At 61.0% G+C, this 20734-nt stretch carries 18 protein-coding genes; 6 read left to right on the plus strand and 12 right to left on the minus strand.

Translation table 11 applies throughout. The features are described 5' to 3' along the window. Positions 1 to 10 precede the first annotated feature (10 nt). Together tauB and tauC are read left to right on the plus strand one after the other, a co-directional pair. Positions 11 to 802 (plus strand): taurine ABC transporter ATP-binding subunit, encoded by a 792-nt coding sequence (tauB, locus tag KQP88_RS23760; protein ID WP_216704345.1) that lies wholly within the window; start codon positions 11 to 13, stop codon positions 800 to 802. After that, positions 799 to 1629: a taurine ABC transporter permease TauC gene (tauC, locus tag KQP88_RS23765; protein ID WP_216704346.1), complete on the plus strand. Its 831-nt coding sequence runs from the start codon at positions 799 to 801 to the stop codon at positions 1627 to 1629. Before tauB ends, tauC begins: the two co-directional genes overlap by 4 nt. A 259-nt stretch (positions 1630 to 1888) precedes the next feature. Here the strand turns inward: tauC and KQP88_RS23770 are convergent, their stop codons facing one another. Further along, positions 1889 to 2329: a hypothetical protein gene (locus KQP88_RS23770; RefSeq protein ID WP_200986511.1), complete on the minus strand. Its 441-nt coding sequence runs from the start codon at positions 2327 to 2329 to the stop codon at positions 1889 to 1891. On the opposite strand from KQP88_RS23770, the gene trmL reads away from it, so the two are divergent. After that, positions 2328 to 2783 carry a tRNA (uridine(34)/cytosine(34)/5-carboxymethylaminomethyluridine(34)-2'-O)-methyltransferase TrmL gene (gene trmL / locus KQP88_RS23775; RefSeq protein ID WP_200993788.1) on the plus strand — a complete coding sequence of 152 codons (456 nt, stop codon included), beginning with the start codon at positions 2328 to 2330 and terminating at the stop codon, positions 2781 to 2783. The two genes, KQP88_RS23770 and trmL, sit on opposite strands and share 2 nt — an antisense overlap. An 82-nt stretch (positions 2784 to 2865) precedes the next feature. Here the strand turns inward: trmL and KQP88_RS23780 are convergent, their stop codons facing one another. Together KQP88_RS23780 and ompR are read right to left on the minus strand one after the other, a co-directional pair. Then, positions 2866 to 4179, minus strand: coding sequence for an ATP-binding protein (locus tag KQP88_RS23780; protein WP_216704347.1), 1314 nt, complete (start codon positions 4177 to 4179; stop codon positions 2866 to 2868). A gap of 159 nt (positions 4180 to 4338) precedes the next feature. After that, entirely contained in the window at positions 4339 to 5079 is a 741-nt protein-coding gene (gene ompR / locus KQP88_RS23785) for an osmolarity response regulator transcription factor OmpR (protein ID WP_025262398.1), read from the minus strand. 301 nt (positions 5080 to 5380) lie between these two features. Here ompR and KQP88_RS23790 point away from each other — a divergent pair, with 301 nt between their 5' ends. From KQP88_RS23790 to gshA, 3 genes are all read left to right on the plus strand, one after another. After that, the gene (locus tag KQP88_RS23790) at positions 5381 to 7702 is read left to right on the plus strand and encodes a Tex family protein (protein WP_216704348.1); all 2322 of its coding nucleotides are present in this window, start codon (positions 5381 to 5383) and stop codon (positions 7700 to 7702) included. Next, positions 7702 to 8085 carry a PaaI family thioesterase gene (locus KQP88_RS23795; protein WP_025262400.1) on the plus strand — a complete coding sequence of 128 codons (384 nt, stop codon included), beginning with the start codon at positions 7702 to 7704 and terminating at the stop codon, positions 8083 to 8085. Before KQP88_RS23790 ends, KQP88_RS23795 begins: the two co-directional genes overlap by 1 nt. A gap of 234 nt (positions 8086 to 8319) precedes the next feature. Continuing rightward, positions 8320 to 9909 (plus strand): glutamate--cysteine ligase, encoded by a 1590-nt coding sequence (gene gshA / locus KQP88_RS23800; protein ID WP_216704349.1) that lies wholly within the window; start codon positions 8320 to 8322, stop codon positions 9907 to 9909. Between the two features lie 123 nt (positions 9910 to 10032). Here gshA and KQP88_RS23805 read toward each other — a convergent pair whose 3' ends face one another. From KQP88_RS23805 to KQP88_RS23845, 9 genes are all read right to left on the minus strand, one after another. Continuing rightward, a complete protein-coding gene (locus tag KQP88_RS23805) occupies positions 10033 to 11199 on the minus strand; it encodes an AAA family ATPase (RefSeq protein ID WP_216704350.1) in 1167 nt (388 codons plus the stop codon). A 270-nt stretch (positions 11200 to 11469) separates the two neighbouring features. After that, positions 11470 to 12927, minus strand: a complete 1458-nt coding sequence (locus KQP88_RS23810; protein ID WP_216704351.1) for an NAD-dependent succinate-semialdehyde dehydrogenase — start codon at positions 12925 to 12927, stop codon at positions 11470 to 11472. Positions 12928 to 13041: 114 nt separating this feature from the next. Further along, positions 13042 to 14199 (minus strand): acetylornithine deacetylase, encoded by a 1158-nt coding sequence (gene argE / locus KQP88_RS23815; RefSeq protein ID WP_216704352.1) that lies wholly within the window; start codon positions 14197 to 14199, stop codon positions 13042 to 13044. Next, on the minus strand, positions 14196 to 15350 hold the full coding sequence (locus KQP88_RS23820) for an NAD(P)/FAD-dependent oxidoreductase (RefSeq protein ID WP_216704353.1): 1155 nt from the start codon (positions 15348 to 15350) through the stop codon (positions 14196 to 14198). The genes argE and KQP88_RS23820 overlap by 4 nt, the downstream gene beginning before the upstream one ends. Beyond that, positions 15347 to 16753, minus strand: a complete 1407-nt coding sequence (locus KQP88_RS23825; RefSeq protein ID WP_216704354.1) for an FAD/NAD(P)-dependent oxidoreductase — start codon at positions 16751 to 16753, stop codon at positions 15347 to 15349. Before KQP88_RS23825 ends, KQP88_RS23820 begins: the two co-directional genes overlap by 4 nt. Continuing rightward, positions 16735 to 17043, minus strand: coding sequence for a (2Fe-2S)-binding protein (locus KQP88_RS23830; RefSeq protein WP_216704355.1), 309 nt, complete (start codon positions 17041 to 17043; stop codon positions 16735 to 16737). Before KQP88_RS23830 ends, KQP88_RS23825 begins: the two co-directional genes overlap by 19 nt. Next, complete coding sequence (locus tag KQP88_RS23835) at positions 17040 to 18881, minus strand: ABC transporter ATP-binding protein (RefSeq protein WP_200993797.1); 1842 nt, start codon at positions 18879 to 18881, stop codon at positions 17040 to 17042. The genes KQP88_RS23830 and KQP88_RS23835 overlap by 4 nt, the downstream gene beginning before the upstream one ends. 1 nt (position 18882) lies before the next feature. Beyond that, complete coding sequence (locus tag KQP88_RS23840; RefSeq protein ID WP_216704356.1) at positions 18883 to 19758, minus strand: ABC transporter permease; 876 nt, start codon at positions 19756 to 19758, stop codon at positions 18883 to 18885. Then, on the minus strand, positions 19755 to 20711 hold the full coding sequence (locus KQP88_RS23845; protein WP_025262410.1) for an ABC transporter permease: 957 nt from the start codon (positions 20709 to 20711) through the stop codon (positions 19755 to 19757). Before KQP88_RS23845 ends, KQP88_RS23840 begins: the two co-directional genes overlap by 4 nt. Positions 20712 to 20734: the final 23 nt, after the last annotated feature.

Raw genomic sequence — 20734 nt, forward strand, 5'->3', positions numbered from 1 at the left:
GGCAACAGCCATGGCTCTATTGCAACTGGAGCGTATAAGCGCACAGTACCCCGGCGCAGCAGAGCCTGTGCTGGCGGATATCAACCTGAGCCTGGGGCCGCAGCAATTGCTGGTTGCCCTTGGCCCGTCCGGCAGTGGCAAAACCTCATTGCTCAATCTGATCGCAGGCTTCGTCCAGCCCAGCGCCGGGCGTATCACCCTCGACGGCATTGCTGTTGAAGGCCCGAGTGCAGAGCGCGGCGTGGTGTTTCAGGACGATGCGCTGCTGCCTTGGCAGGATGTGCTGGCCAATGTGGCCTTCGGCCTGGAACTGGCAGGCGTTTCTCGGGCAGAACGCGAAGCGAAAGCCCGGGAAATGCTGGCGCTGGTGGACCTGGCCGGTTTCGAGCAGCGCCGAATCTGGCAACTGTCGGGCGGACAGAAACAGCGTGTCGGCCTGGCCCGTGCTCTGGCGGCCAATCCACGGGTTTTATTGATGGACGAACCCTTCGGTGCCCTGGACGCCTTCACTCGCGAACAGATGCAGGAACTCTTGCTGCAAGTCTGGAGACGCACCGCCAAACCGGTGTTCCTGATTACCCACGACATCGAAGAAGCCGTCTTCCTGGCAACCGACCTGATCCTGCTGGCCCCCAATCCCGGCCATATTGCCGAACGCCTGCAACTGGACTTCGGGCAACGCTACAGCGCCGGGGAGTCGGCACGGGCGATCAAGTCCGATCCACGCTTTATCGAAACCCGAGAACACGTACTGGCCAGCGTCTTTTCCCAACGCAACCTTGCACGGGAGCAGCGCGCATGAGCAGCTATGAACTGGAAAGTCCGGCCAAGACCGGCACAAAGAAAACACCACTGCAATTGAAGCTGAGCACCCGCGCCATCAGCGTCCTGACGCTGTCGGTCTTGCTGGGCCTGTGGTGGGTGGTGACCGCTGCGCAGTGGATCGAACCGCTGTTCCTGCCGCCACCTGCTGACGTTCTCCAGAAAGGCTGGCTGCTGCTGACCACCGGCTATATGGACTCAAACCTCTGGCAGCATCTGGGTGCCAGCCTGCAACGGATCGGCCTGGCATTGGGAGCCGCCATTCTCAGTGCCATCCCGGTGGGTATCGCCATTGGCCATAACCGTATCGCCCGAGGCATTTTCGATCCGCTGATCGAGTTCTATCGCCCTATTCCACCGCTGGCTTATCTGCCGCTGATCGTCATCTGGTGCGGCATCGGCGAGTTTTCCAAGGTCTTGCTGATCTATCTGGCCATTTTCGCGCCCATCGCCATTGCCACCGCAACCGGCGTACGTACCGTGGACCCGGCCAAACTGCGAGCCGCGCAATCCCTGGGCGCCACCCGCTGGCAACTGATCCGCCATGTGATCCTGCCCAGCGCCTTGCCGGACATTCTGACCGGCATACGAATCGGGCTCGGTGTGGGATGGTCGACACTGGTGGCGGCCGAACTTATTGCAGCCACCAGCGGGCTTGGCTTCATGGTGCAATCAGCCGCGCAGTTTCTGGTGACGGACATTGTGATCCTGGGGATTCTGGTGATTGCCGTGATCGCTTTCGCCATGGAACTCGGCCTTCGCGCACTGCAACGCAAACTGGTGCCCTGGCATGGCCAGAATCACTGAAGAACGCCGCAATTAGCGCACAAACTTCATGCAAGGCACCATTTTGGTGCCTTATTGAAACCGGAATATTGCCGAGAAAATCCCCTCGCCTGAATCGAAAAGCGTCCTGCACTTCCTCAAAAGCCCTTTCGTACAAGGGTTTGAGGCAGGAAACAAGAACAGGACAAAAGAATTCTCAAAACTGGCACGCACCCTGCATTAGGTTATACATCACCAGTTTTGGGGACCTTGGTACAGGCAGGCCGGGGATTCCCCTCTTTTATTCCTCCCGGAGACTGACCTCAAGTCTCCAGCGCCCGTCCACTTCTGCAGCGCGCCAGTCGCCATGCAGAGGACGGGCCGCCAGCAGCGTCAGCACCAACTCCTTCCCGCTTCGCTCCAGCTTCCAGCGCGCAACCTTGTTGTCGATGCGCAGTTGACCATTCCATGGCCGTCCCCAGGACTCGAAACGCAGGACAACCGTCCCGTCGACATGATCGCCCTGAACCTGCGGCTGTTCGTTGAACCAGAGCGCCAGACCTGTGGGCAACTCCTCGATCTGCTCCAGTTCCAGAGGCGCAGGTTGCTGCAGACGACCAATGATCATCCCGATGGTAAAGCCGACAATTGCCATCGAACCAAGAACTCTTGGCCAGAGCTTCGGCCTGGGGTCCTCTTCGGGGGTAGAATGCATCCCGTCCTTCCGTTCGGAGCCGTGCATGTTTCACGTCATCCTTTTTCAACCAGAAATTCCGCCGAATACCGGCAATGTGATCAGGCTATGCGCCAACAGTGGCTGCACCCTGCATTTGATCGAGCCCCTGGGCTTTGAGCTGGACGACAAACGCCTGCGCAGGGCCGGGCTCGATTATCACGAGTATGCCACGCTGCAAACCCATGCCGACCTGCCCACGTGTCTGGAAAAGATCGGCAACCCGCGGCTGTTCGCCTTTACGACCAAAGGCTCTCGCCCGTTTCACGACGTCAGCTTCGAGAAGGGTGATGCCTTTCTATTCGGCCCGGAAAGCCGAGGCCTGCCAGCCGATATTCTCGACTCGCTGAGTAGCGAGCAAAGATTGCGCCTCCCCATGCGCGAAGGCTGCCGCAGCCTGAACCTGTCCAACACCGTTGCCGTCGCCGTTTATGAAGCCTGGCGCCAGCACGGGTTTGCCTGAAACCCCCTTTACCGGTGGGAGCCAATTCATTCGCGAAGATGCGCCTTTCGCGAATAAATTCGCTCCTACTAGGCATTTCAGGTCAAACCGCATCCCTTGGCAGCATCAAGCCCAGCGGCAGGCGCACTCTTGCTTCCAGCCCGCCACCTGAACGGTTTCTCAGCTCGACATTGCCGCCATGCATGGCGGCGATGCGTTTGACGATAGCCAACCCCAGGCCGGTGCCTTTGCCGCTACGGGCGCGGTCGCCACGGATGAACGGATTGAAGATGACGTCCAGCTCGGAGGGATCGATACCGGCCCCGCGGTCCAGCACGCTCAGTACCACATAAGGCGCGCTGGTATCGCCGGACACATAAGCCGCCACCTCAATACCGTTGCCGGCGTGGTGCATGGCATTGCCGATCAGGTTGGTCAGCAGGCGTTTCATGGAAACCCGGCGCAACGGGAAAGGCGGAATCGGCTCAAGACACAGGCGGATGTGTTCATCCGGGTGATTGAACGGCGCGACCACTTCAAGCACCAGATCACTCAGGTCGACTTCTTCGATTTCCTCGTCACGGCCATCGCGGATGAACGCCAGGAACTGGTCGAGAATGGCGTCCATATCCTCGATATCCCGCACCATTCCTTCGGTGAACTCGTTCTCGTCGCTCATCAGTTCCAGCGACAGACGCAAACGAGTCAACGGCGTACGCAAGTCATGGGATACACCCGCCAGCATCAGTTCCCGCTCCTGCCCGGCCTGTTCGACGTCTTCGGCCATCTGGTTGAAAGCGCGGTAAACCTCGGTCATTTCACTGGGCGTATCGCTGACCGGCAACCGCACACTGCGGCCCTGCCCCAACTGACGAGCAGCAAAAACCAGACGCTTGAGCGGCTGGTTGAGCTGCCGCACGAAAATCCAGGCCGATGCGGTGGACAACAGGCCGATGGCCAGGAACCAGCCCAGCACGTTCCAGATTTTCTGGCCACGAAGCGGATGCGGGTAAAGCGGCACTTTCAGCCAGCCATCCCCGAGGCTCGGAGCGCGGACCCAGAGTGCCGGAGGCGCATGGACGCGCAGCCGCACTTCGGTATCGGCACCCAGTTCGGCCTGCATCTGACGCTGATAGATTTCGCTGTAAGGCCAGTGCTGCTCGCCCTCCGGCACACCGCCGCCCACCACCCGAATCAGGCCGGCAGCTTCGGCAATCGCTTCACGGTCGTTCTCGTTCGCCGCCCAATAGGCACGCAGAGTCAGGGCGACACCATGGCTGTACTGCCTGTCGACCAGTACGTCTTCGTTCATGAGCAGATAGACGAGCGTCAGCGCCTTGGAAAACAGCACGACAATGAGCACCAGCCAGAGGGTGCGGGAGAAAAAGCTTTGCGGAAACCAGAGCGGAGTCTTCATAACTGCAGCTATACACTTTGCAGGGCGAGCCAGGCTCGCAAATTTGCCGATCGTGTTCCAGTCCATGGTACGAACGCGAAAACCAAAACGTCGATAACCCGTTCAGGCTATCGACGCAAGTGGCAAGGACTTCGGTGCTCTGCGCTGGTCAGTGACCTGTCAGCGGTTCCCGGCTCCATCCGGAACGAACACATAACCCACGCCCCAGACTGTCTGGATATAACGCGGCTTGGACGGATCGGGCTCGATCAGGCGACGCAGACGGGAAATCTGCACGTCGATGGAGCGCTCCAGAGCATCCCACTCGCGGCCACGGGCCAGGTTCATCAGCTTGTCACGGGTCAGCGGCTCGCGAGCATGCATGACCAGCGCCTTGAGAACCGCAAACTCACCGGTAGTGAGCATGTGTACTTCATCGCCACGCTTGAGTTCGCGGGTCGCCAGGGACAATACGTAGTCACCGAAGCTGACCGACTCGTCTTCGCTGCCGGGCGCACCGGGCACCGGCGCGGCCTGACGACGCAGGACAGCCTTGACGCGGGCCATCAGTTCGTCCGGGTTGAAAGGTTTGGCCAGATAATCGTCTGCGCCCAGTTCCAGCCCCTTGATACGGCTCTGCTCATCGCCTTTGGCAGTGAGCATGATGATCGGCACCTGATTGTTGGCTGCACGCAAACGGCGGCAAGCAGACAGGCCGTCTTCTCCGGGCAACATCAAGTCCAGAACCACAAGGTTGAAAACCTCGCGGGACAGTAAACGGTCCATTTGTTCGACGTTCGCCACCGCACGGGCACGATAGCCCTTACTGGTGAAAAAGCGCTCTAACAGGCTGCTCAACCCCGGATCGTCATCGACGATCAGGATTTTTTCGCCTTCAGCATTTTGTGCAGTGCTGCTCATCGGATGCTCCTTTGATCTCGGGGCGCATTATGGCGTAGCTGCGGTGATGCGCACCGTGTGCATTGTTAGCAGATTTTACTGGAGCCTACATAAATGAGTGCTTCTACATGAGCAAAACCGCTCGCATTATCCGGCCAATCCCATAATTGGACCTGGGCGGGTATACTGCGCGGCCCTCAAAGTCGGGCAGTGCCTGACTATGGCGGTTCGCCGGTATTGTGACAAGGCTGGCGAGCGACGGGCAGGCAAGACAGTTTTTTGTACAGAATCCAGTTTTTTGCTCACAACTCCAGGTGGTCTTATGGACAGCATCAACAGCCGCATCGCCGAAGAACTGGGCGTGCGCCCTCAACAGGTCGCAGCGGCCGTGGAACTATTGGATGAAGGTTCGACCGTTCCCTTCATTGCCCGCTATCGCAAGGAAGTGACCGGTAGCCTTGATGACACGCAACTGCGCCATCTGGAAGAGCGCCTGCGTTACCTGCGCGAGCTCAGCGAGCGTCGCGTCAGCATCCTGGCCAGCATCGAAGAGCAAGGCAAGCTGACCCCGGAACTGGCCCGCGACATCAATCTTGCCGACACCAAGACCCGCCTCGAAGACTTGTACCTGCCTTATAAGCAGAAGCGCCGCACCAAAGGCCAGATCGCACTTGAAGCGGGCCTGGGCGAACTGGCGGACGGCCTGTTCAACGATCCGTCCCTGACTCCGGAAACCGAAGCCGCACGCTTTGTCGACGCCGAAAAAGGCGTGGCCGACGTGAAGGCTGCGCTGGAAGGCGCCAAGTACATCCTCATGGAGCGCTTCGCCGAAGACGCCACCCTGCTGGACAAACTGCGCAGCTTCCTGATGCAGGAAGCCGTGATCAGCGCCCGCGTAGTGCCTGGCAAGGAAGAGGAAGGCGCCAAGTTCCGCGACTATTTCGAACACGACGAACCGCTCAAGAGCATGCCTTCGCACCGCGCCCTGGCGATTTTCCGTGGCCGTAACGAAGGCTTCCTCAGCTCGGCGCTGAAAGTCGGCGAAGAACTGCCGGGCACCCTGCACCCGTGCGAACTGATGATCGGCGAGCGCTTCGGCCTGCAGAACCAGAACCGCCCGGCCGACAAGTGGCTGGCCGAAGTCGTGCGCTGGACCTGGAAGGTCAAGCTCTACAGCCATCTGGAAACCGACCTGCTGGGCGAACTGCGCGACAGCGCGGAAACCGAGGCGATCAACGTTTTCGCCCACAACCTGCACGACCTGCTGCTGGCCGCTCCGGCCGGCCCGCGTGCCACGCTGGGCCTTGACCCGGGCCTGCGCACCGGCTGCAAGGTTGCGGTGGTCGATGCCACCGGCAAGCTGCTCGACTACGCCACCGTTTACCCGCATGTGCCTAAAAACCAGTGGGATCAGACCATCGCCGTACTGGCCGCACTCTGCGCCAAACACTCGGTAGACCTGATCGCCATCGGCAACGGTACCGCCAGCCGCGAAACCGACAAGCTGGCCGCTGAGCTGATCAAAAAGTATCCAGCACTGAAAATGACCAAGGTCATGGTGTCCGAGGCCGGCGCTTCGGTGTACTCGGCTTCCGAGCTGGCCGCCAAGGAGTTCCCGGACCTGGACGTGTCGATCCGTGGCGCCGTCTCCATTGCCCGCCGCCTGCAGGACCCGCTGGCCGAACTGGTGAAAATCGATCCGAAGTCCATCGGTGTCGGCCAGTACCAGCACGACGTCTCGCAACTGAAACTGGCCCGTGGCCTGGATGCAGTGGTCGAAGACTGCGTGAACGCCGTCGGCGTCGACGTGAACACGGCTTCGGTGGCCTTGCTGGCGCGTATTTCCGGCCTGAACACCACGCTGGCGCAGAACATCGTTGCCCACCGCGATGCGAACGGTGCTTTCAAGACCCGTGCCGCGCTGAAAAAAGTCAGCCGTCTGGGTGAAAAGACCTACGAACAGGCTGCCGGCTTCCTGCGCGTAATGAATGGCGAAAACCCGCTGGACTCGTCTGCCGTTCACCCGGAAGCCTACCCGCTGGTACAGCGCATTGCGGCTGAAACCGACCGTGACATTCGTTCGCTGATCGGCGATGCCAGCTTCCTCAAGCGCCTGGACCCGAAGAAGTTCACCGACGAAACCTTCGGTCTGCCAACGGTCACCGACATTCTGCAAGAGCTGGAAAAGCCGGGCCGCGACCCGCGTCCGGAGTTCAAGACCGCCGAGTTCCAGGATGGCGTCGAGGACCTCAAGGACCTGCAACTGGGCATGATCCTCGAAGGCGTGGTCACCAACGTCACCAACTTCGGTGCCTTCGTCGATATCGGCGTGCATCAGGACGGTCTGGTGCATATCTCGGCGCTGTCCGAGAAGTTCATCAAGGACCCGCGTGAAGCGGTGAAGGCTGGCGACGTGGTGAAGGTCAAGGTCATGGAAGTCGACATCCCGCGCAAGCGCGTAGGCCTGTCGATGCGCATGAGCGACACTCCTGGCGAGAAGATCGACGGTGCCCGTGGCCCGCGTCCGGGTTCCGCCCCGCGCCAGCAAGGCAGCGCACCACGCAAGGAAACCACCACCGCGGCTCCGGCCAATAACGCCATGGCTTCGCTGTTCGCCAATGCCAAACAGTTGAAGAAGCGTTGATGGATATTCCGGAAGACCTGACCCACAGCGCCTACTTCAAGATGCTCGGCTGCGAGCTGCGGCGTCTTGATGAAGGTGTTGCCGAAGTCGCGCTGCCGCTGGAAGCGCATCTGCGCAACCGTGGCAACGTGATGCACGGCGGGGCGATCTTCAGTCTGGTGGATATCAGCATGGGGCTGGCCTGTTCCAGTTCCCATGGCTTCGACCAGCGCAGCGTCACCATCGAATGCAAGATCAACTATGTACGCGGCGTGTCCGAAGGCGAGGTTTTATGCACCGCCAAGGTACTTCACGCCGGACGCCGCACACTGGTCGTCGAAGCCGAAGTGGTCCAGGACGATAAACTGGTCGCCAAGGCGCAAGGCACCTTCGCTGTCATCTAAAATTTACGAAAGTGTGATGGAAGCAATCACTTGCTAGCTCTATAGAACCGATTTGGGGTAATTTCGGCACCATTAGCGTGGTGTCGGACCCATTTTGGTCCTACGACAAAGAGCCGTGATCGTGAGCAGGCGTTAAAGACCCGACCAGGCGACAACGCCAGTTCCTTTCTTCACCCTTGTAGACCGTTCTGTCCACCCCCATATTGGGGCGACCGATGCGTGAAGGAATCCACCTTGAGCGAATTTCTCAACCGCCGCCTGGCTCTTCTTGGCGAGCGTAACAACCTCTCTCTGCTGGAGCAGTGCCTGCACGGTATCGAGCGAGAATGCCTGCGCGTTACCGACCAGGCACGTCTGGCACAGACGCCTCACCCGCAATCCCTGGGTGCAGCACTGACCAATGGACTGATCACCACCGATTATTCCGAATCGCTGCTGGAGTTCATCACGCCGGCCCTGACGGACCCCGCACAGACCCTCGACAGCCTCGACCGGATTCATCGCTTCGCCTACAGCAAGCTGAACGACGAATACCTCTGGAGCCCTTCGATGCCGTGCCCGTTGCCGGCCGAAGAAGATATTCCGATTGCCTATTACGGCACCTCGAACATCGGCAAGCTCAAGTACGTGTACCGCAAGGGTCTGGCGCTGCGTTATGGCAAGACCATGCAGTGCATTGCCGGGATTCATTACAACTTCTCGCTGCCGGAAGACGTCTGGTCGCTGCTCAAGCAGACCGAAGACTTCGACGGCGACGCCCGGGATTACCAGTCGCATTCCTACATTGCGCTGATCCGGAACTTCCGTCGCTACAGCTGGCTGCTGATGTACCTGTTCGGCGCTTCGCCGGCACTGGACGCCGGTTTCCTGCGGGGCCGCGCCCACCAGCTGGAGCATTTCGACGCCGATACGCTGTATCTGCCTTATGCCACCAGCCTGCGCATGAGCGACCTGGGTTATCAGAGCAAGGCACAAGCCGACCTGACGCCGTGTTACAACGATCTGGTGAGCTACACCGACAGCCTGCGCAAAGCGGTGGCAACGCCTTACGCGCCGTATGTGGAAACCGGCACCCACGACAGCAATGGCGAGTGGATACAGCTCAACACCAACGTGTTGCAGATCGAAAACGAGTACTACTCCAACATTCGTCCCAAGCGCGTGACCTATTCGGGCGAACGCCCCATCCAGGCGCTGGTGGCCCGTGGTGTGCAGTACGTCGAGGTTCGTTGCCTGGACATCAATCCGTTCCTGCCGACCGGTATCAATCTGGAGCAGGCTCGCTTCATCGACGCTTTCATCCTGTTCTGCGCCCTTGAAGAAAGCCCGCAACTGGCAAGCCACGAATGCTCCGACGCGGGTTCCAACTTCCTGTCGGTGGTCAAGGAAGGCCGTCGTCCAGGCCTGACATTGCAGCGCAATCATTCGACTATCGAACTGAAAGCCTGGGCCACCGAACTGCTGGAGAAGATCACGCCCCTGGCACAGTTGCTGGACAAGGCCCAGAACAGCGACGAGCACATCAAATCGATTGCAGCCCAACAGGCCAAGGTCGATGACTCGTCACTGACGCCATCGGCACAAGTGCTGGCCAGCATGCGGGCAAATGAAGAAGGCTTCACCGCCTTCTCGTTCCGCCAGAGCCAGAAACATGCCGAATACTTCCGCAGCCACCCGCTGGGCGCAGAAGATCAGGCTCAGTTCGAAGCCCTGGCCAAAACCTCCATTGCGGAACAGGCAGAACTGGAAGAAACCGAAGAAGTCGTGGATTTCGACATCTTCGTCGGTGCGTATCAGGCGAGCATTCTGTCGATCAGTAACTGATCAGTAGGAATCGGGCGGCGCTCCGCTCATTCGCGAAAACGGTATTTCAAACGATGTTTATCTGTCGGTTGTGATAATGCTTTCGCGGATGAATCCGCTCCCACTTTGCGTGTGTGCCTGTTTTCAATCATGCCAATGCCAGGCAGGTGCATCCAAAGGCCTCTGGCCTTGTACTTCTGTCTGGCCAAGGGTCTTTTGCAGGACGATTTTCTGGCAGTCTTCATGGCGGCTCAGCTCCCTGATCAGGATGCTTGAGTGGGACACCACCCAGACCTGACAGCGCTGTGAAACCCGGATGATCAGCCGCGCCAGTGCTGGCAACAGATCGACATGCAGGCTGGTTTCCGGCTCGTTCAAGACCATCATGGACGGTGGTCGAGGCGTCAGCAGTGCGGCCATGAGCAGCAGATAACGCAGTGTCCCGTCCGAAAGCTCGGCCGCCGTCAGGGGGCGAAGCAGCCCGTGCTGATGAAAGAGCAGGCTGAACAACCCTCCGGGCGTTGCATCGATTTCCAGCCGGGTGCCGGGAAACGCATCCTCAAGCGCCTGATGCAGATCCTCCACTTCGCCCACTTCAATGATGGTCTGCAAAGCAGCCGCCAGGTTGCGCCCGTCGTGGTTCAGCACCGGCGTGCGAGTGCCCAGTTGCGGCTGGCGAACCGGTGCGTCCCGGTCGATGCGGAAATGGTCGTAGAAACGCCAGCCCTTTATAAGCCCACGCATTTCGGCGATTTCGGCAAAGTTTCTCGGGCTGCCCAGTTGCGCAAACAGGCTGTCGAAGGGTTGCCCATGTTGCTGCAGAATTTCCCAGTCCCGACCCTGACGCGCCCGGATCATCGGCCCCTTGCGATCCACCAGCAAGGAAGCCGGTCGGTATAAAGGCCCGGCCCAGATGCATTCCCGCTTGATCTCCGGGTCCAGCATGAAGGCGGTCGGGTATGGAAGTGGCTCAGGCAATCCCAGGGAAATAGCGAAACCGAAGTCCTCGGTGGCAAAACCCAGGCGCAGGCGTTTCGACTCTCGCCGCACGGATGCCTCCAGCGGCACTTCACCCCGTTTCATGCGCGAGCTTATGACTTCAGGACCGGCCCACCAAGTCGAATCAAGCCCGCCTTCATGGGCCAGGGCTTCCACCACACCGCCCTGAGCCGTCTCCGCCAAGAGCCGCAAAGCCTTGTAGAGATTGGACTTGCCGCTCCCGTTATCGCCCGTCACAAGATTGAGCCGCCCCAGGGGCACGACCAGGCTATTGATCGAGCGGTAATTGGCAACGGCCAGAGTTTTCAACATTGGCGTAACGACTCCTGAATCCATGGAGCCGCACTATCGCCCACCGGTCGGAAGCACTGCAACCGGTGTTCTGACCTGCTGGAGAAAACAATCGCTCTCCTGCATCAAGCGGTAAAACGGCCTACAACCTGATGCCGATCAACTCACTTTGTGGGAGGCAGCTTGCTGGCGACTTTCACAAGGCACTGAAAATGTGTTGCCTTCAGCAAGTCGTCGCGGCCAAGGCCCCTCCCACAAGTAACAGCCATGCCTCACTGATCGGAACCAGGCCTACAACCCACCCACATGAAACGCCTTCACTTCCAGATACTCGTCCAGCCCGTAGCTCGAACCTTCGCGGCCCAGGCCTGACTGTTTGATCCCGCCGAAGGGCGCGACTTCCATGGAGATGATCCCGGTATTGAGCCCGACCATGCCGAACTCCAGTGCCTCACCAAAACGCCATGAGCGGCGCAGGTCCTGGGTGAAGTAATAAGCGCCCAGCCCGTAAGGCGTGGCGTTGGCCAGGGCCAGAGCTTCGGCTTCGTCACTGAAGCGCATCAGCGGGGCGACCGGGCCGAAGGTTTCTTCGTTGGCGAGCAGCATTCCGGCATGAGTATCGCCCAGGACCGTCGGTTGCACGAACTGGTTATCGCCATCCGGAAGACCGCCGTACAGCAGCTTCGCGCCCTGGCTCAGGGCGTCGTCGATGTGTCGGGCGACCTTGTTCACTGCCGCGGTGTTGATCAGCGGACCAATGGTGACGCCCTCCTCCAGACCGTTGCCGACCTTGAGTTTGGCGACCTCTTCCACCAGTCGCTGGGCAAAACGATCATAGATGCCGTCTTGCACCAGAATGCGGTTGGCACAGACGCAGGTCTGCCCGGCGTTACGGAATTTGCTGAGCATGATGCCGGCCACGGCCTGTTCCAGGTCGGCATCGTCGAACACGATAAACGGCGCATTGCCGCCCAGTTCCAGGCTCAGGCGCTTGATGTGCTCGGCACTCTGGCGCATCAGCAAGCGCCCCACAGGCGTCGAGCCGGTAAAGGAAATCTTGCGTACCGCCGGGTTGCCGGTCAGCTCTTCGCCAATACCGGTGGGTAAACCGGTAATGACGTTGAACACGCCCGCCGGAATACCCACGCGCTCGGCCAGCACCGCCAGCGCCAGGGCCGACAGCGGCGTCAAGTCCGACGGTTTGACGATAATCGGGCAACCCGCTGCCAATGCCGGTGCGCATTTGCGGGTGATCATCGCGTTGGGGAAGTTCCAGGGCGTGATCGCAGCGCAGACGCCCACAGGTTGCTTGAGGGTCATCAGGCGGCGGTCGGCGCTGGGCGTCGGGATGGTTTCGCCATAGGAGCGGCGCGCCTCTTCGGCGAACCATTTGACGAAGCTGGCCCCGTAACGGATTTCACCACGGGACTCGTTGAGCGGCTTGCCCTGCTCAAGGGTCATGATCAGCGCCAGGTCTTCAAGGTTGTCGAGCATGGCCTGACACCAGCGCTCCAGCAGCAGCGCACGCTCGGCGGCAGGACGTGCGCGCCAGGCAGGCCAGGCACGCTCGGCAGCCTCGATGGCGCGACGAGTCTCAGCGCCCGACAAGGCCGGAACCTGCGCCAGGCTTTCGCCTGTTGCCGGGTCAGTCACCGTCAGGGTTGCACCGTCATCGGCGGTCATCCACTGCCCATCGATGTAAGCGCGTTCTACCAGCAGGCTGGGGTCTTTCAACTGATTCTTGAGCATGATCGAGTCCTGTTCCGGGATGACTGCCAGTCTAAGCAGCCGCCACAGTCCAGGATGCTGAAAGCGGCGAACCAGCAGCGTCGGATGCTGAAATTCGCCGCCCCACGGCAGCCTCTACTGCCGCAACGAACCCAGCAGACTCTGCAGGAAACGCTCGCCAGCGGTCATCTGGCTGACCTCGATAAACTCGTCGGGTTTGTGGGCCTGCTCGATGGAACCCGGCCCGCAGACCACCACCGGCACATTGAGACGTCCGGCGAACAGGCCGCCTTCGGTGCCATAGGAAACCTTGATGTGCTGCGTCCCAGGCTCGGCGAAGGCATGCAGCAGGCGCACGGCCTCGACGCTGGGGTGTGTTTCCAGCGCGGGGTACTCGTTCATGATTTCAATTTCGATGTCCGCCACGCCGGACAATTGCCGGGCCTCGCGCACCAGCACTTCGGCGCGCTCACGCAATTGCGCCAGCAGCAGATCGGGATCATCCCCTGGCAGGTTGCGGTACTCGAACTCCAGGGTGCAGAGGTTTGGCACGATATTCAGCGCCTTGCCACCGTCGATACGACCGATATGCACGGTGCTGTAAGGAATGTCATAGCCTTCGTCCCGCGCGCCCTGCTGCTCGACCAGTGCCTGGCTCTTGCGCAGCTCGGCAATGAAATCGCTGGCCAGATGAATCGCGTTGACCGCACGAGGCGCCAGGGAGGAATGCGCTTCCTGGCCACGGCAGTAGGTGCGATAGGAACTCTTGCCCTTATGGCCGATGGCGAACTGCATCAGGGTCGGCTCACCGACCACGCATAGAAAGGGTCGTAACGGCGCCAGATGCAGCACGTCCAGCAAGCGCCGCACGCCGACGCAGCCAATCTCTTCGTCGTGGGACAGCGCCAGTTGCAGCGGACGGCTGAGGGTCATGTCCGCCGCATCGAGCATGGCGTCGATGGCCAGGGCAATGAAGCCCTTCATGTCGCAGGTGCCACGGCCATAAATGCGCCCGTCGCGTAGCGTCGCTTCAAACGGCGGCACGGTCCAGGCCTGACCGGCAGCAGGCACCACGTCGGTATGGCCGGACAGCAAAACACCCGGTTGTTGCCGTGGACCGGTGCTGGCAAACAGGTTGGCCTTCTTGCCGGTTTCGTCCTTGACGATCAACGACTCGATGCCCTTGCCCGCCAGCAGGTCGCGAACGTATTCGATCAGCGCCATGTTCGACTCCGACGACACCGTATCGAAAGCAATCAGGCGCTTGAGGATTTCCAGTGCACGGGGCGTCATGAGGCTTTACTCGCTTGCTCGTTGGCCATGGCGAAACGACGGATGTCGAATGGGCTGATGGACGTGGTGGTGCTACCGGTGCTGATCAGCTCGGCCATCACATCTCCAACCCCCGGACCAAGCTGGAAGCCGTGCCCGCAGAAGCCGAAGGCATAAAACAGGCCATCAACCGCGCCGCTACGCCCCATGACCGGCAGCGAATCCGGCGTATAGCCTTCGATGCCGCTCCACACCCGAATGATGTTCAGGTTGCCCACACCGGGCAGCAACCGGCGCATCTGCTGCACCTGATTGATGATGCTGCGCGGCTCGACATAGGCGCGCCGGTTGATCATGTCCGGTTTGCTGCGAAAGCCACCGCCAATGATGATGTTGCCCCGCGGGATCTGCCGGAAATAGATCACTTCGTGGGCAATCTTTGTGTAAACGCCAATCACCGTCGGCAGCGCGTAAGGCACAGGCTCGGTCACCGCCATTTGCGGCCCGTGGGTGTCCAGTGGAACCGGTTCGCCGAACTGCTCGGACAGCTTCTGACCCCAGGCGCCTGCAGTGATCAGCAGGTTGTCGGCGGTAAAGATCCGGCCATCGGTGGTGGTGACTTCAAATTCGCCACCGACCTTTTGCACGTGGGCGACCTCGGTGCGCTCCTCGATCCGCGCGCCGGCCCGAATCGCGGCACGGGCAAAGGCCGGTGCGGCCAGACGCGGGTTGGCGTGACCGTCGTGAGGCGCGTAGGAGCCGCCCTTCACATCAGGCCCAAGAAACGGGAAACGCTCATGCAGCTCTTTGCCACTGTAGACCTGCAGATCCAGCTGCCGGGCTTCGGGGGCGGCGGCATAGGCTTCCAGTTCCGGGATTTCATCTTCGCGGTAGCAGACCCGCATGTGCCCTGAAGGAATGAACTCCAGATCGTCGTCAATCAGTTCCGGCAAGCGCTTCCACAAACCCCACGAGCGGTTAGCCAGCTCCAGTTGACCGAGAAAACGGCCCTGACGACGGACGTTGCCAAAGTTAACGCCACTGGCGTACTGGCCGATCATGTCGCGCTCCAGCAAGGTTACCGACTGGCCACGCTGGCGCAGGAAGAAGGCCGAAGACGACCCCATGATCCCGCCACCAATGATCAGCACATCGACTTTCGGCTGCTTCATGACACCACCTCATCTGTGAGCATGGACAAGGGTTTGACCGGCGCCTGCCCGCGCTGCCGCCCGACCTGTTCGACCGGCACGCTCGCAGCGGCAGCAATCACTTCAGCGCCCGCCTGTGAGCAATAACGTCCCTGACAGCGCCCCATGCCGACCCGGCTGAACGCCTTGGCGCGGTTGACCTCGCAGGCGCCTTTCTGGCGCACGACGCCCCGCAGTTCGCCCGCGCTGATCATCTCGCAGCGGCAGACAATCGCATCGTCAGGCAAGGCCGCGGCCTGGGCAGCGGGCCATGGAAAGGCTTCGGTCAACCCGACACGGAAACGATCCATGACCTCAAGGTCCTTGCGCACCTGGGCCTGACGCCCCGGATCCACCGGTATATCCAGATCCTGCAACACGGCCAGGGCCGCCAGACGTCCCGCCTGCTCGGCAGCGTCGGCACCGCGAATCTTCGCTCCATCGCCAGCGGCGTAAACACCTTTGACCGAGGTCCGGCCTTCGTCATCGACAGCCAGCAGCCATTGGCCGGAATCCTTATCGAAACGCAACTGGCAACCTGCAAGGTCGGCCAGCTGCGTTTCAGGACGCAGGTGATACCCAAGGGCCAGGGCATCGCAGTCGACCGTCAGGGACGAACCATTGGCCAGACGAACCCGCACCCCACTGACGCCTTGCTGTTCATCACCCAGAATCTGTTCAGGCTGAACGCCCATGTGTACCGGCACCTTGGCGCTATAGAGCTGAGCCAGCAGTTTCATGCCGTTGAACAGCAACCCCGGACGCGCCAGCAGTTTGGGCAGTGCGCCGATTCGCTTGCTGAAGGGCGATGTATCGAGTACTGCCGCCACGTCGGCACCCGCTTTCACGTACTGGCTGGCGACCAGATACAGCAACGGGCCGCTGCCCATGAACACGACCTGGCTGCCGATGGATACCGACTGCGCCTTGAGGGCAATCTGCGCGCCGCCCAGGCTGTATGTCCCCGCCAGTTGCCAGCCCTTGATGGGCATCAACCGGTCGGTGGCACCGGTACACAGAATCAGCGCATCGAAATCCTGCACGGTATGCAGCCCTTGGCTGACACAGCACAACTGGCCTGGGGTCAGGTTCCAGGCCAAAGTGTCGGGCCGATAGTCGATCTTTGAGCGCAGGCGGTCGAAGCTTTCATGCAGCGCACGGGCCTTGGGCGCTTCGGTGCCATACAGCGCCGAATAGTCACGCTTGAAACCTTCGGGCTGACGTCGGTAGATCTGCCCGCCGTCACGGCGGTTCTCATCGATCAGAATCGGCTTGAGGCCCGCCGCCAGCAGCGTCTCGGCACAACGGGTGCCCGCAGGCCCGGCACCGATGATGACGACCCTGGCAGCCTTGGGGTCTGCAACGCCTAACCGTGAAGTGGCCATGTCGCCTCCGGTTGTGTAGTGACGATATCCAGCCCGTCGCGGACTTCATTGGAGCAGGCGCGCAGGCGTTCGCCGCTGCGGGTCCATACCCAGCAATCCTGGCAGGCGCCCATCAGGCAGAAACCGGCCCGACGTCCCGGATCGAATTCGGACTGGCGCAAGGCTGCGCCCTGGGTCAGCAAGGCGACCATCAGGGTGTCGCCCTGCAAGGCTTCGACGGACTGACCATCGACTTTGAGGCTGACAGTGGGCCGATCACGCTCGCCCAACCTTACGAAACGCCCTTTCATGCATAGGCTCCCACGGTCACGTTATTCAGGTTCTCTTGTGCGCCCTGCAGTTCGGCGCTTTCACGATGACAAAGGATTTCGCTGCCACCACCGATCTGACGGCGACCCGGCGCGGTCTTGTTGCACAACCCCTCGATACGGACCGGGCAGCGATTGAGGAAGGTACACAGCTCGGTATCACGGGCCGGGGCGCTGGTCGGCGGCAGCTTGCCGCAATTGGAAGAACAACCTTCCAGCCAGCCCTGACGCAACTCCGGCACCGAACTCACCAGCAAGTCCGTGTAAGGATGGAAAGGCGCCTTGCTGAAGGATTCGCAACTGCCCTCCTCGACCTTGTGGCCGCTGTACATCACCACAATGTCGTCGCACAGGGCGCGTACGGTGGAAATGTCATGGCTGATGAACAGGTAAGAAACCCCCAGCTCGCGCCGCAGGTCGCCCAAGAGTTCAAGAATCGCTGCGCCGACCACGGTATCCAGCGCCGAGGTCACTTCATCGCAGAGGATCAGGTCCGGCTTGGCCGCCAGGGCGCGGGCCAGGTTGATACGCTGTTTCTGGCCACCGGACAGTTCGTTGGGGCGGCGCTCGGCCAGCTCACGGGGCAGGCGCACCAGATCCATCAGCTCATCGATACGCTGGCGCAAGGCCTGACCCTTGAGGCCGAAGTACATTTTCAAAGGCCGGGCCAGGATGGTGCTGACGCTGTGCATCGGGTTGAGTGCCGTATCGGCATTCTGGAACACCATCTGGATACGGCGGAACTGGTCTGGCGTACGCCCGGCAAGGGTGCCGGACAGTTCGGCACCATCGAATACCAGGCTGCCCCGTGCCGGGTCCAGCAAACCGGCGACCACACGCGCCAGGGTCGACTTGCCCGAACCGGACTCACCGATCACGCCGATGGCCTGGCCACGGCGAATGGTCAGGTCGATGTCTTCGAGCACGCGAATCATCGGCATGCCTTGCAGGTTCTTCTTGCCGTAACCGGCGGTCATGCCCTTGATGGTCAGCAGCACACGGTCACTTGCCACATCGTCGGGCGGGCTCAGGGTTGCATCCGGTCGGGCCGCGGCCAGCAGGCTGCGGGTGTAGGCTTCTTCGGGACCTTTGAGCAGTGCCGAGGTGCTGCTTTTCTCGATGATCTGCCCGCCATTGAGCACAACGATCTGATCGGCCATCTGCGCCACGACCGCCAGGTCATGGGAGACATACACCGCCGTCGCGCCCCGCTCGCGCACCACGCGCTTGAACGCGCGAAGCACGTCGATCTGAGTGGTCACGTCCAGCGCCGTGGTGGGTTCGTCGAGAATCACCAGCAAAGGGTCGCTGATCAGCGCCATGGCCGCCATGACCCGCTGCAACTGACCACCCGACACCTGATGCGGATAACGCTGGCCGATCTGCTCCGGGTTGGGCAGTGCCAGATCGCGGAACAGCTCGACAGCCTTGGCTTCCAGCGCCGCCCGGTTGCCCAGGCCGTGAATCAGCGCGCCTTCGATCACTTGATCGATCAGCCGTTTGGCCGGGTTGAAAGCGGCGGCAGCACTTTGCGCGATGTAGGACACCCGATTGCCGCGCAAACCCTGCAATTGGCTTTCCGGCAGGCTGAGCATGTCGTGTTCGCCAATCTGCACCACACCGCTGGCCAGACGGCAGCCGCGTCGCGCATAGCCCAGCAGCGCCAGGGCGATGGTGGTCTTGCCGGAACCGGACTCGCCGATCAACGCCAGCACTTCGCCTTTTTCCAGTGCGAAACTCACGCCTTTGACGATCTCGGTTTCGCCACGGTCGCCGCTGGCAACCACGCGCAGGTCTTGCACCCTTATCAATTCACTCATCTCATCGACCTCCCGAGCGGCGACTACGGCTTGATGACAGCCGGTCGATGAAGAGATTGACCCCGATGGTCAGCGTGCCGATGGCCAGTGCCGGAATCACGATGGCAGGAGCGCCCTGATTGAGCCCGCCGATGTTCTCACGCACCAGCGAACCCAGGTCGGCATCCGGCGGCTGCACGCCCAGCCCCAGAAAACTCATGCCGCTGAGCAGCAGCACGATGAAACCGAAGCGCAGACCCAGGTCGGTCATCACCGGGTTGAGCATGTTGGGCAGGATTTCGTGGCAGGCGATGTAGAGGCGGCTTTCTCCACGAGTACGAGCCACCTGCACGTACTCCAGCGCCTCGATATTCACTGCCAGGCTGCGCGCAATGCGAAAGGCGCCGGGCATGAAACTCAGGACCGCCGTGCAGATCAGCAGAGTGATGGACGAACCGAAGGCCGACACCATGATCAGCGCAAGCATCTTGCTGGGGATCGAGATAAAGGCATCCATGAGACGGCTGATGACTTCGTCCAGCCATTTGGGCGCAACCACTGAAATCAGCGCGAAGAAAGTGCCGATACTGCTGGCGAGTATCGCGGCAACCAGAGCCAGGCCAATGGTGAAACGCGCACCGACCAGCACCCGACTGAGCATGTCACGGCCCAGATAATCGGTGCCGAACAGATGCGTGGCACTGATGGCATCGAACACGTTGTCGGAAACCACTTCTCCCACCGAATACGGCGCCAGCCATGGGCCAAACAGCGCGACCAGCAGCCACAGGAAACACATCGCCGCGCCAATCAGGCCCAGCCAGGAAGGGCCGTGGGATATCTTGCCCAGCGCCAGGTCCGGCGCGGCTGGCGTCGACTTCACAATGACGTCTCTCATTGGGTTCTCAGCCTCGGATTGGAAAGGATTGCACACAGGTCGGCCAGCAACACCAACCCCAGATAAGCCGAGCAGAACAGCATGGTGCAGGCTTGCACCAGCGCCATGTCCCGGTTGGTTACGGCATCGACCATGAGGCTGGCGATGCCGGGATAGTTGAAGATGGTTTCGACAATCACCACGCCACCCAGCAGGTAGGAAAGGCTCAATGCCACGGCATTGGCAATCGGCCCGATGGCGTTGGGCAAGGCATGTTGCAGCACGATGCGCGTGGGGCTCACACCCTTGAGCCGGGCCATCTCGACGTAAGGGCTATCGAGCTGGTCAATGACGGCAGCGCGGGTCATGCGCGCCATCTGGGCGACGATGACGCAACACAGGGTCATCACCGGCAAGGCATACGTGCGGATGAATTGCAGCGGCGAGCTGACATCGCTGGCGTAGGACAACGCCGACAGCCAGCCCAGGTTCACGGCAAAGATCAGCACTGCCAGGGTCGCCACCAGAAACTCGGGCACCGCCACCAGCGCCAGGGTGATGAAACTCAGGGCGCTGTCCAGACGACCGCCCCGGCCCATGGCCGAGCCGATGCCCAGTGCCAAGGCAACCGGCACCGACACCAGCGCGGTGGTGGCCGCCAGCATCAGGGTGTTGGGGAAACGCCCGGCGATCAGGTCGGTCACCGGCATGGCGTTGGACACCGACTCACCCATGTTGCCGCCCAGCAGGTTCATCAGCCATTGCAGGTAACGCACCACACCCGGCTGATCCAGACCCAGCTTGATGCGCAGGGCCGCAACCTGTTCAGGGGTCGCGAACTGCCCGAGGGCGGCTTGCGCCGCGTCGCCGGGCAACACTGCCGTAATGGCGAACACCACCACGGAAACAATCAACAAGGTCACGATCGCAGCGCCCAGGCGCTGGACGATCAGCCAGAATGTGTTGCTATTCATCTGCCTGCTCCCGCATCAGTCCA

It is taken from the genome of Pseudomonas lijiangensis (assembly GCF_018968705.1).
In the GTDB taxonomy this organism is placed as follows: domain Bacteria; phylum Pseudomonadota; class Gammaproteobacteria; order Pseudomonadales; family Pseudomonadaceae; genus Aquipseudomonas; species Aquipseudomonas lijiangensis.